The sequence below is a fragment of the Xanthomonas sp. SHU 166 genome (assembly GCF_000364685.1).
GTDB classification, from domain to species: Bacteria; Pseudomonadota; Gammaproteobacteria; order Xanthomonadales; family Xanthomonadaceae; genus Xanthomonas_A; species Xanthomonas_A sontii.
The window spans coordinates 1-10,792 of record NZ_AQOJ01000394.1 but is presented as its reverse complement, the minus strand read 5'-3'; the positions used below and the strand labels follow the sequence as shown (position 1 = coordinate 10,792).

The window sequence follows — 10,792 nt, the reverse complement described above, 5'->3', positions numbered from 1 at the left end:
CCCAGGGCCAGACCACCGAGGTCGGCGTGACCCCACCCGGCGGCTCCCGTCAGGTGCTGCTGAACCAGGCCACCTACTATCCGTTCGGCCCGGTCGCTGGCTGGACCTACGGCAACGGCCGTCCGATGCAGCGCGTGCTGGACCAGGACTACCGCCCGCTGGCCGTCAACGACACCCGTAGCGATGGGCTGGCGGTGGGCTTCGCGTTTGATCCTGTCGGCAATCTCAGCGCGCTGACCGCACCAGGCAACACCGCACCGGTCATCAAACTGGACTACGACCCGCTGGGCCGGCTGACCGCGTTCAAGGACGGCCCGACCGATACGGTGATCGACGGCTACACCTATGACGCCACCGGCAACCGCCTCAGCGCCAAGGTCAACACCACCACCCAGACCTACAGCTATCCGACCACCAGCCACCGCCTGAGCAGCGTCGCCGGTACCGCACGCAGCTACGACGCGGCCGGCAACACCACGGCCATCGGTGGCACGGCCGTCCAGTATGTGTATGGAGCAAATGGCCGACTGACACAGGTCAAGCGCAGCGGCACGGTGGTGGCGAACTACGCCTACAACGGCCGCGGCGAGCAGGTGCGGCGGGTGAGCAAGACCAATGTCTACACGCTGTACGACGAGAGCGGCCACTGGCTGGGCGACTACGACAACAACGGCGCCGTCGTGCAGCAGGCGATCTGGCTGGACGACCTGCCGGTCGGCGTGCTGGCCAAGACCACGCTGCGCTACGTGCAGCCGGACCACTTGGGCACGCCGCGCGCGGTGATCGACCCGGTTCGCGACGTGGCGATCTGGCGCTGGGACCTGAAGGGCGAGGCCTTCGGCGCCACCGCCCCGGACCAGGATCCGGATAAAGATGGCACCGCCTTCGTGTTCGATATGCGGTTCCCCGGGCAGCGCTATGACGCGCTGAGTGGACTCAACCAGAACTACTTCCGTGACTATGAGCCTGGTACCGGGCGGTATGTGCAGAGTGATCCGATTGGCTTGAAGGGTGGGCTGACCTCCTATGCTTATGCCGCAAGTAGCCCGATGGCTGCTATTGACTCACTGGGACTTAGAGACGTTGTGGTTGTCGTCTGGCGTGGTCAAATTTATCCATTCTCAGTCGGGCATGTATTCGTTGGTGAAACAAATGGCGATGTGATTTTGAGTCAATTTCCATTGCCGCATGCGACTCATGGCGAAAATATGACTTATGACTGGTTTGCGACATTGAAGGCAGAAGGTCGTCCGCCTGACAGCATCTGGAAGGTAAGTATTCCTAATGAAAAGAATTTTGATTCAACCGTGGAAAATCTGCGAAACAGACCTTTTTGGGATGCCATTCCGCATGAGAATGAGACGAATTGTTCGGTTGCTGCCTATTCCGCTCTTGAGTCCGGTGGGGTGAGGATTTACGGAGGAAGCTACATGCCTGGAGCTGTTGATACTGCGTTAAAGGGCCAGTTTCTACTTGGAAATTCCGCTGTTACCCCACTCCCAGAGGTGCCTTGGTAATGGTTGCCATTTCTAGGGCGGGTTTGCTGCTTTCTGGATTATTCTTTTTAATTTTTTTAATCTCTTCCTTTTCGGTTTATATGGGAAATTGGCAATCAGTTTTCCTCATTTGGATGATGACATTGCCGTTTTCTTTGGCATGCCACGAATTGTTAGGATGGCTTCAGGCATCATTTGGCTTTTCGAATGAGGCTCGTGCTTGGTTTGAGTTGGCTTTATTGGGTGTGGTAGGTGTGGTGGAGTTTTATTTTATAGGATTCTGGGGATGGAGAGGCTGGAAAAAAAATTGAGATATTATTTAATATAAATTTGCAACTTGCCTTCTCTGTGCGTTGCTCGTAGTGATAGACCCGGTCCGCGGCGTGGCGATCTGACGCTGGGTTGAGTGAAAAAGCATCGCATTGGCCTTGCTGGAAGTTGTAGGGACTGGCAAGGTGGAAAAAGAAAATGACCTCTGAATTTTCTAGCTTGAAGAAGCGCGCAGAGCGTGGCGATGTGTCCGCTCAGTCTGTAGTCGCTATTTCTTATGCGTCAGGTGATGGTGTTCGGGCTGATTTGGTGCTTGCTAGATAGTGGTACTCACAGGCTGCCGAGGAAGGTGATGCCGAAGCTTACTTTAATGTTGCAGCAATGGTCTTAGATGGTGAAGGTGGGGCTAAATCAAAGCGTAAAGCTAACGCTCTTATGCGAAAGGCTTCCCTTTTATGGTCCGGCGACGCTAGTGTTTTGGATTGGTGAGGCGGCTGTACAGGCATGTAAGGATGAAATCGCTGTTACGCATTTTGCACGTGCACTGGTTCAGGGTGACATCCGTGGTGCGAAAGGTATTTCTCTATTGCTATCTCGTAGTCGGCTTGGGCCTGCTGGAAAGTGGAGCGATCTCATTGCTCGGGAATTGAAAAAGGGTGGGGTTGAATTTTAATGTTATCGGGATTCCTTATGCAATGACACTGCAATGCAAATTTTTGGTCGCTTCACCTTATTTAGTCGTCGATTCCATGTCGATCTGTCAATGATAGTTGGGGGTTTTTTTGAGGTCTATACTTGCGTTAGTTATTGAAAATTCTCGATTTTAACTTCAGAGGTGGCGATTGAAAATATTCAGCTTCCGTGCTTTGGGTTTGCTACTTCGGTCATTGCTGTAGGATCTTATGAGATAATGGAGTGAGCAGCTTTGCGAAACTGAGTATTGTTCGATAGCGCCATGATGCGAATTGAATTTCGAGACGACTTCAAAGGCGATGATGTATTGATACTGATGGGTGCGGTGCAGGATGTGCGGGCGCTGAGTGCAGGTCTGCTTGCATGGAGCATATGCCCAAGCGAAGTGCTTCTGTCCTCGATACTGCCTGCATGCGATGGTGTAGAAATTACGTTGCAGCGACACGGCTCGCCGCATGCCAGAATGGCGAGCGATTCGCTTCCTGGCGTCCTATGGCGCATCGGCAAGGATGCTGCCCGTCAACTTGCCGACCTCATCGGCCAACTCTCCCGGCATCCACGGCCAGCGCATCTCTATCTTGATTTTGAGGGCTATACGCGGACCATCATCATTTCGATGGATGAGTACTGATAATCCGGCGTTTTTGAGGTGTAGCGCCGATGTGACATTGCAGGGCGACTATGGGAGCATGCCGATGAACTTGATAAAAGGCCGAGCGTGCTTTGACGCGATACTGTAGGGGCGTGCGGACCCCCAAAGCGCTGTTTGACGCAAGCAGGTATTCAATCCCCTCTTACCCTGCCGCATGATGCAAGGCTACGCGCCCACCATCCCGCGCGCCCTCCCAATGCTGGAGCCTTCCCATGCCGCAACGCCGCCAATTCCTTAAAACCGCCGCCTTCGGCGCCTTGGCCGCCGGGCTTGGGGGTGTGCTGCCGGGCGCGCGCGCCGCGGCGAAAGCCAAGGCCAAGACCAATGTCGGCCCCTTGCCACGCGGCGCAGCACGGGTGATCTCGACTTGGGACTTCGGCGTCGCCGCCAACCAGGCGGCATGGCAGGTGCTGTCGCGCGGTGGTGCGGCGCTGGATGCGGTGGAGGCAGGAGTGCGGGTGCCGGAGGCCGATCCGGACAATCACACGGTGGGGCTGGGCGGCTATCCGGACCGGGATGGGCGGGTCACGCTGGATGCCTGCATCATGGATCACACCGGCGGCTGCGGGTCGGTCGCGGCGCTGGAGGACATCGTGCATGCGATCTCGGTGGCGCGGCGGGTGATGGAGAAGACGCCGCATGTGATGCTGGTCGGCGATGGCGCGCTGCAGTTCGCGCTGGCGCAGGGCTTCGAGCGTACCAAGCTGCTCACGCCTGAGTCGGAACAGGCGTGGAAGGAATGGCTGAAGACCTCGCACTACGCGCCCGAGGCCAATATCGAGAACCGCGCCTATCGCCGCGGCACGCTGCCCGGCGGCAAGGACAATCACGACACGATCGGCATGCTGGCGCTGGATGCGCACGGCAATCTGTCCGGGGCCTGCACCACCAGCGGCATGGCCTGGAAGATGCACGGGCGGGTCGGCGACAGCCCGATCATCGGGGCGGGGCTGTACGTGGACAACGAGGTGGGCGGGGCGACCTCGACCGGTGTCGGCGAGGAGGTGATCCGCAACGTCGGCAGTTTCGCGGTGGTGGAGATGATGCGGCAGGGCAAGAGCCCAGCCGAGGCCTGCCGCGAGGTGGTGATGCGCATCGTGCGGCGCAAGCCGGAACTCACCCGCGATCTGCAGGTGGGGTTCCTGGCGATGAACAAGCGCGGCGAGGTCGGTGCGTTCGCGATCCAGCCCGGTTTCAGTTATGCGGTCTGCGATGCGCAGCGGCAGGATCTGCTGCTGCCCGGGCAGAGCCATTTCGCGGCGCCGGCGGCATGAGCGCGATGGTGCCGATGGGCTTGGAAGTGGCCGCCGATGCGATCGGCTCGGCGCTGGCCGCGCAGGACGGCGGGGCGATGCGGGTGGAACTGTGTGGCGGTCTGGATGGCGGCGGGCTGACACCGTCGTTCGGCACGCTGGCGGCGGTGCGCGATCGGTTGCGCATTCCGCTGTATGTGCTGATTCGTCCGCGGGTCGGCGATTTCGTGTTCGACGCGGCGGAAGTGGAGGCGATGCGCCGCGACGTGGAGCAGTGCGTGCGCCTGGGCTGCGACGGCGTGGTGCTCGGCGCGCTGACCACGGACGGCGAGGTGGACACGGCGACGATGCGCGAGCTGATCGCCGCGGCCGGGCCGCTCGGCGTCACCTTCCATCGCGCCTTCGATGTCAGTGCCGATCCGCGGCGTGCGCTGGAGGATGTGATCGCGCTGGGCTGCGAGCGGCTCCTGACCTCCGGTGCGCGCGAGACCGCGGAAGAGGGCGCCGACCTGATCGCCGAACTGGTGCAGCAGGCCGGCGCGCGCTTGAGCGTGATGCCGGGATCTGGCGTCACCGAGGCCAATCTGGCGCAGTTGCGTGCACGCACTGGCGCGCGCGAGTTCCATGGCTCGGCGCGTGGGCCGCTGGCGTCGCGGGCGACGTCGCCGCATCCGCATGTGCGCAGCCTCGGCGGCGACCGCATGCAGACCGATGTGGCGCGGGTGCGGCGGATGGTGGCGTTGTTGGAGGAGCCGGGACCGGGGACCCGGGGCCCGGGACCCGGAACGCCGCATCCCGCAGCCTGATCTGTCTCCGCTACGGCAGCGCTTTGCTCTTGCTTTCCCGGGTCCCCGGTCGCGGGCCCCGGGTCCCGAGCAAGATTCACCTGCCGCCAGCAGGCGCCGTTGACCCAACTCCCAGCCGCTTCGGATCCAGCACCACATGCTTGATCCGCGTGCGCTTCCACGTGTAGCTGATGTGCACCTGGCCGTCGCGGGTCTGGATCACCGCGGGGTAGGAGAACTCGTCCTTGGGGCTGTCTTCCAGGGTCAGCACGCGGGTCCAGTGCAGGCCGTCGTCGGACAGGGCGACGGCGAGCACGCCGCGGCCGTCCCACCAGTCCTTGCCGGCCTCGGTCGGGTTGTAGACCAGCAGCGAGCGGCCGTCGGCCAGCACCACGGCGTCGGTGCCGGAATTGGGATTGGCCAGGTCGAGCAGGGTCATCGGTTCCCAGGTGCGGCCGTTGTCGCGCGACCAGGTGCTGAACACGTGGTTCTGCTGGCTGCGGCCCACCGCCTGCAGGCGGCCGTCCTGGTGCAGCAGCACGCTGGGCTGGATCGCGCCGATCCTGGCCGGGTCGTTCATCGCCGGGCCGCGCGTCCAGTGCGCGCCGTTGTCGTCGGACCATTCCATGTGCGCGACCCAGCCGGTGTCTTCGCTGCTGCTGGGGCTGAGGATGCGGCCGTCGGGGAGCTGCACCGGCTTGTTCTTGATCGGGCCGAGGATGCCGTCGGGCAGGCGCTCGGGCGTGGACCAGTGATGGCCACCATCGCTGGACGTGGTCTGCATGCCCCACCAGCGCTTCGGGTCCGGACCCACCTTGTAGAACAGCCGCAGCGGTCCTTGGGCAGGCTGGAACAGCACCGGATTCCAGGTCGGCAGCGGTGCGCCCTGCGCCTGCGCGCCGTCGGCGACGCGCTGCGCCGGTTGCCAGCCGTGCGCGTCGCGGCGCGCCACCCAGATGGCGACATCGTCGGCGCCTTCGTGGCGCCCGCCGAACCAGGCCGCGAGCAGGCCGTCGCGGGTTTCCACCAGGGTCGAGGCGTGGCACTGCGCGGTCGGCGCCTGTGCGTTGACGAATTCGCTGTAGACGATGGGCGAGGGCGGCACCTGCGGTGGGGCGACGGCGGCCGGACCAGCGATGGCGCGCACCGCGAACAGCGACAGCAACGGAAACAGCGAAGGCGACATCATGTGGTACGGTCCTGGCCCGCAAATTGGGATACCTATTTATCATCAATTAAATACCATATCCTGACACCGCCGGTAGGGCCGCCTGTCTGCCCGACCGACGATTGCGCGGAATCGCAATGCCGGACCGTCCGCTCTCTCCGCTCCGCCGGCTGGCCGCATTCGGCCTGAATGTTCTGGCCGCGCCGCCGCTGCTCGCCGAGAACTTCGCCGAGGTCAAACCCTTGCCGCAGCAAGTGGCCTGGCAGGACCTGGAATTCGGCGTGATCGTGCATTTCGGCACCAACACCTTCCTGGACCGCGAATGGGGCGACGGCACCGCCAGTCCCAAGGTCTTTGCACCGGACCAGGTGGGCCCGGCGTAGTGGTTCCGCGCCTCCAAGGCGGCCGGCGCCAAGTACCTGATCCTGGTCGCCAAGCACCATGACGGCTTCGCGCCGTGGCCCACCGAGGAAAGCGCCTACTCGGTGAAGAACAGCCCGTGGCTCGGCGGCAAGGGCGACCTGGTCAAGATGACCAGCGAGGCCGTGCGCAAGGAAGGCGTGGGCTGCTGTGGTTCTGGCACCCGAACAGCGCCAGACGCTGAAGAGCGTCGACGAGCCTGGTGCAGATCTGGGAAGACAGCGTCGGCCGCGGCGGCCAGTTGGTGCTGGGCATCGCCCCGGACAAGCGCGGCCCGCTGCCCGTGGCCGACGTCAAGCGGCCGGAGGAAATGGGCCAAGCGCTACGGGCGCCGACCGCAACTTGGTGCACTCCCGCCTCAAGAACGACGACGGCATCGCTGTGGCGGTGGACGGCGACCGCGACACCTTCTGGAACGCGCCGGACGGCTCGCACCACGCCACCCTGGAACTGCATTCAAGCAGCCGGTGACCTTCGACACCGCGCTGTCGATGGAATGGTTCAACAATGGCCAACTGGTGCAGAAGTACGCAGTGGAAGTGTTCCGCGACGGCGCCTGGGTCAAGGTGGCGCAGGCGATCGGCCACATGAAGATCGACCACTTCCCCACGGTCACCGCCTCGTGCGTGCGCCTGAACATCCTGTCCAGCGTCGACGCCGCGCACATCCGCGAGTTCCAGTTGTTCAACGTGAGCGCTGCCGCCGCGCGCTGATCCCTGCCTGCCGCCTGCAACCGAAGCCGTGCCCGGCGATGCCGGGTGCGGCTTTTTCGTTGGAGTTGTGCGCTGCGTCTTGGCAAGAGCGCCGGCTTGCAGGCGCGATTCCAAAAATCGCTGCGAAGGAGACGGCACGCGCCGCAGGGCAACTCCCCTCTCCCCCCGGGAGAGGGGCGGGGGTGAGGGTGCGGCGCGAGCGTAGCCTCTCCTCGCGATTCGTGATCAACAGTCGACGATGCATGCGTCCGCCCCTGACTCTGCAAGGCATGCCCGTGTTTGGCCGGCGCCGTGACGCAAGCGGCAAGAGCGGACCTGGAGCCGGAGCCTTTTGCGACGTCGTCCTCGGTGCTTGGAGCGCGTGTTGTCCGGGCCGAACGCCATAAGGTGTGCGCCGGAGCGAGCGGTGGCTACCGCCAGAATGTGATGTGTTGCTATTGCCCGCATGCAAGGTTCGAGGATTGCCTGGAGCATGTCTACGAATGTGGACAAAACCTGCTGCCTGCTGCGCGGGCTATGCAGGAACTGCGCACTGCAGCCGATCACGATAGGAGTGCGTTGCAACGTCGAGTGGCACAAGCAAAGCATCTGAGGGGGGCTGGGGGCTGTCGTCGCTATGTCGTGCGCTGCAGCGCAGCCTTGGTCGCCGCCGTTTCGGGGCGTTGCCTCCTCGATGGTGCCGGCCCGCTCTACTTCTACGCTCGTCGTTGCACGTAGCGATACCGTCCTCGGCCGCCTGATCCGATGCGCAGGGCTAACGGCATCGGCCATTCCTCTCTCAGCAGCGAACCATGACAGTTCCCAACGGCGCCAATGCACAGATCACCGAAGCGGCGACGGTGTCCATGCCACCGGCCGCGTCCACCGGCGCCTCTGCCGCGACATCGGCTGCAACAGCGACCGATCGTGGCGAGCTCGGCGACCGGGCCGGCGCGGCAGCCGCCACATCGCCGCCCGTGTCGCCAACGCCGCCATCCATGCTGAAGACGCTCGACGCACACATGCTCGCGCAGCCCGAGGCGGCAGGGCCGGCCTGCGACGCGCTCAACAGCACGGTCGTGCGGGGCGTACAGCGCAGCGATGCCGAAACCATGGCCTATGCACCGTCGCAGGTTGAGGTCGGATCGAACATGCGGATCAGACAGGCGCAGGGCCTGGTCGCGCCATCGGCGGCGGTCTATTTCGACGGCGTCAGCAAGACGGCGCTGGCCAGCCAGAGCGTGCTGCTCAAAAACCTGGCCGAGAACAAGCCGGAGCAGGCCGCCGAGGATGCGCTGGGCGTGCTGGCCACCGACGTGCTGGTCGGTGCCGCCGCGGCGGTCGCAGCCGCTGCTGGCGCGCTGGAGGCCGAGTCCGCCTGCTTGCCTATCGACAAGATCGACCAGAGCATCGCCAAGTAGGCGGACATGGTGCGCGGCCGCAAGTCCGCGTCCACCTAGGCCGTTCGCATCACCGGTTTCACCACAGGCAGGGGAGCATCATGCAAGACAACCACGCATCCGATTTCGCCACGCTGCGCCAGCTCACCGAGAGCTGGTTGCGTCGCCCGCTGCTTCCTCTCGAGGAGGAGCAACTGCGGCGCTTCGCGTCAGAATCGTCCGCGCCGCCGGTAGCGCCTGCCGCCGAAACGGCCGGTGCGTCGCCGTCGCTGATCGATGCCGAGCGCGAGCGCGTGAAAGGCTTGATTCAGCAGATGCAGCTGACGATGCAGAACAGCAGGGGCGCGCTGGACGGTGCCACCGCGGCCAGCGAAGCGTCGGTGCTCAAGGCGGTCCAGTCGGCCAGTTCGCTAGACCAGCTACCACCGGGCCAGTTACGTCCGCCGCAGAGCGGCGAGGGCGGCAGCAATCACCTGGTGATGGCGCAGATCCCCGATCGCCTGGCCAATCTCGTGCAGGCCGAAGTGCGCGCGTGCTTGGAGCGCGAGTTCGCGGCCCTGGCCCAGCAGATGCAGGCGGTGGTCGAGGCGGCGCGTGCGCAGGGGCTCATCGCGGATGCGCCGGCCGCGGAGCCGGGAGCACCATCGCCGCCTCCCGCTGCCTGAGCCAGGCGTGTGTTTCTAACACGCATGATGCGCTTTGCGGCGTGGGCCAAGGCCTTGCGCCACGGCGCGCGATGCAAATGGCTGCGTGCCATCAGCGATCCAGCCTGGCGCCACGTCGCGGACAGTAGCTCGTTCGCCGGCCGTACTGGTGGATCGCATCGGATGGCAGCGGATGCCGCGAGGGGATACACCCCGCAGCGGTAGCAACACGCATCGGCCGAGGTCGCGGCGCATCGTGGCCGATGTTCCCTCGTCGCGCGCACATCGCGGCGAGGTTGGCGAGACAAACGCCGCACACGGTTTCACAGGTTCTGCACTGTCCCGTTTTCAGAGATCGTACGGCGTGGGCCGTACCCCAACCCAGGAGCGAACACATGGCATTTCCCACCGCGGTCAACGACCAGATCACCGATGCGGTCACCCAGTCCAACGTCAAGGTCATCGGCGAAGCGCCGGCCTTCGCGATGGCGTCGATCTACCAGAGCATGGCGCACTCGACCGGCATCCTGTTCGAGAACGCCGTCTCCGCGCAGCAGCAGAATACCGTGGCGCAGGCGGCGGCCAACCAGGGCGTCATGCAGATCTACAGCCTGGACACCACCGCCGCCGCCGGCGCCACCGAGAAGGTCGCGCAGACCGGCGTCTCCGACAACCTCACCAGCCTGCTGACCGTGCTCAACGCGTTCAAGCAGCCGTAGGCCATGCACGCTAACGCCGTCGCAGGACGGCGGTAGCGATGCGGTCTTCTGCCTGAGGAGGACCGTTCCAGGGCCTATCCACAGCAGTCAATAACCAGGTCACCGACGCCGTCACCGTGCCCAATGCCAAGGGCATTGGCGAAGCGCCGTGACAGGCAATGACGTCCGTCGACAAAAGCTTGGCGCATTCGGTAGGCACGCCGTTCGAGAATGCTGCGTCAGCGCCGTTGCTGCCGGCCACGCTGGCGCAGGCGACTTGCCCGGGAGCAATGCAGACGCAGAGCGCAAGCACGACCGCGGGCTCGGTTGAGAAGATCGCCCAGGCTGGTGTTGCCGACAATCTAGCCAGCTTGCCGGCGGTGCTGCGGGCGTTCAAGGACAACATGCCGACGCGGGCTTGATGGTCATCGTTGAAGACGTGCTCTGCGACGGCTCAGCGCGACACGTCTTTGTGCTTGAAGGAGCGGCTTCAGCCGCAACGGGCAATCCCGCTCACGCACGTCGCGGCGGCGGCCGCTCCCCAGGACTTGCGGTGTGTTGGCCAGGGCGCCTGTGGGAGGGACTTCAGGGCACCTCTAAAAACCCCGCCTTTGGCATCAT

General features: G+C 63.8%; 12 protein-coding genes and 2 pseudogenes. 13 read left to right on the top strand and 1 reads right to left on the bottom strand.

The genetic code is table 11. The features are described 5' to 3' along the window. From D180_RS10945 to D180_RS10935, 5 genes are all read left to right on the top strand, one after another. Positions 1-1,517, top strand: a 1,517-nt coding sequence (locus D180_RS10945) for an RHS repeat-associated core domain-containing protein (RefSeq protein WP_017912829.1), incomplete at its 5' end; no start/stop codon positions are given. Then, positions 1,517-1,807 carry a hypothetical protein gene (locus D180_RS23920; RefSeq protein WP_157835453.1) on the top strand — a complete coding sequence of 97 codons (291 nt, stop codon included), beginning with the start codon at positions 1,517-1,519 and terminating at the stop codon, positions 1,805-1,807. The genes D180_RS10945 and D180_RS23920, both read left to right, overlap by 1 nt. 899 nt (positions 1,808-2,706) lie before the next feature. Beyond that, complete coding sequence (locus D180_RS23915; protein ID WP_157835452.1) at positions 2,707-3,090, top strand: hypothetical protein; 384 nt, start codon at positions 2,707-2,709, stop codon at positions 3,088-3,090. Between the two features lie 233 nt (positions 3,091-3,323). After that, positions 3,324-4,385: a N(4)-(beta-N-acetylglucosaminyl)-L-asparaginase gene (locus tag D180_RS10940; RefSeq protein WP_043090819.1), complete on the top strand. Its 1,062-nt coding sequence runs from the start codon at positions 3,324-3,326 to the stop codon at positions 4,383-4,385. 14 nt (positions 4,386-4,399) lie between these two features. Then, positions 4,400-5,170, top strand: a complete 771-nt coding sequence (locus D180_RS10935) for a copper homeostasis protein CutC (RefSeq protein ID WP_043090820.1) — start codon at positions 4,400-4,402, stop codon at positions 5,168-5,170. Between the two features lie 76 nt (positions 5,171-5,246). Here D180_RS10935 and D180_RS10930 read toward each other — a convergent pair whose 3' ends face one another. Then, complete coding sequence (locus D180_RS10930) at positions 5,247-6,338, bottom strand: sialidase family protein (RefSeq protein WP_017912826.1); 1,092 nt, start codon at positions 6,336-6,338, stop codon at positions 5,247-5,249. 116 nt (positions 6,339-6,454) lie between these two features. Between D180_RS10930 and D180_RS24545 the strand changes: the two genes are divergently transcribed. From D180_RS24545 to D180_RS10905, 8 genes and pseudogenes are all read left to right on the top strand, one after another. Continuing rightward, a complete protein-coding gene (locus tag D180_RS24545) occupies positions 6,455-6,700 on the top strand; it encodes a hypothetical protein (RefSeq protein WP_051064808.1) in 246 nt (81 codons plus the stop codon). 12 nt (positions 6,701-6,712) lie between these two features. Continuing rightward, positions 6,713-6,874, top strand: a pseudogene (locus tag D180_RS24740) (alpha-L-fucosidase); the annotation flags it as partial. Positions 6,875-7,079: 205 nt separating this feature from the next. Continuing rightward, positions 7,080-7,208: a hypothetical protein gene (locus D180_RS24735; RefSeq protein ID WP_017912825.1), complete on the top strand. Its 129-nt coding sequence runs from the start codon at positions 7,080-7,082 to the stop codon at positions 7,206-7,208. Further along, on the top strand, positions 7,205-7,450 hold the full coding sequence (locus D180_RS24535; RefSeq protein WP_051064806.1) for an alpha-L-fucosidase: 246 nt from the start codon (positions 7,205-7,207) through the stop codon (positions 7,448-7,450). Before D180_RS24735 ends, D180_RS24535 begins: the two co-directional genes overlap by 4 nt. 791 nt (positions 7,451-8,241) lie before the next feature. After that, entirely contained in the window at positions 8,242-8,850 is a 609-nt protein-coding gene (locus tag D180_RS10920; protein WP_223875730.1) for a hypothetical protein, read from the top strand. Positions 8,851-8,930: 80 nt separating this feature from the next. Beyond that, the gene (locus tag D180_RS10915; RefSeq protein WP_017912823.1) at positions 8,931-9,494 is read left to right on the top strand and encodes a hypothetical protein; all 564 of its coding nucleotides are present in this window, start codon (positions 8,931-8,933) and stop codon (positions 9,492-9,494) included. Between the two features lie 374 nt (positions 9,495-9,868). Further along, a complete protein-coding gene (locus D180_RS10910; RefSeq protein ID WP_017912822.1) occupies positions 9,869-10,192 on the top strand; it encodes a RebB family R body protein in 324 nt (107 codons plus the stop codon). 116 nt (positions 10,193-10,308) lie between these two features. Beyond that, positions 10,309-10,593: pseudogene (locus D180_RS10905) on the top strand (hypothetical protein). Positions 10,594-10,792: the final 199 nt, after the last annotated feature.

What these genes read in the sequence shown, in the direction of transcription:
- D180_RS23920 (WP_157835453.1), top strand. Translation starts at nt 1,517, where the DNA reads ATGGTTGCCATTTCTAGGGCGGGTTTGCTGCTTTCTGGATTATTCTTT.
- D180_RS10940 (WP_043090819.1), top strand. Translation starts at nt 3,324, where the DNA reads ATGCCGCAACGCCGCCAATTCCTTAAAACCGCCGCCTTCGGCGCCTTG.
- D180_RS10935 (WP_043090820.1), top strand. Translation starts at nt 4,400, where the DNA reads ATGGGCTTGGAAGTGGCCGCCGATGCGATCGGCTCGGCGCTGGCCGCG.
- D180_RS10930 (WP_017912826.1), bottom strand. Translation starts at nt 6,338, where the DNA reads ATGATGTCGCCTTCGCTGTTTCCGTTGCTGTCGCTGTTCGCGGTGCGC.
- D180_RS24545 (WP_051064808.1), top strand. Translation starts at nt 6,455, where the DNA reads ATGCCGGACCGTCCGCTCTCTCCGCTCCGCCGGCTGGCCGCATTCGGC.
- D180_RS10920 (WP_223875730.1), top strand. Translation starts at nt 8,242, where the DNA reads ATGACAGTTCCCAACGGCGCCAATGCACAGATCACCGAAGCGGCGACG.
- D180_RS10915 (WP_017912823.1), top strand. Translation starts at nt 8,931, where the DNA reads ATGCAAGACAACCACGCATCCGATTTCGCCACGCTGCGCCAGCTCACC.
- D180_RS10910 (WP_017912822.1), top strand. Translation starts at nt 9,869, where the DNA reads ATGGCATTTCCCACCGCGGTCAACGACCAGATCACCGATGCGGTCACC.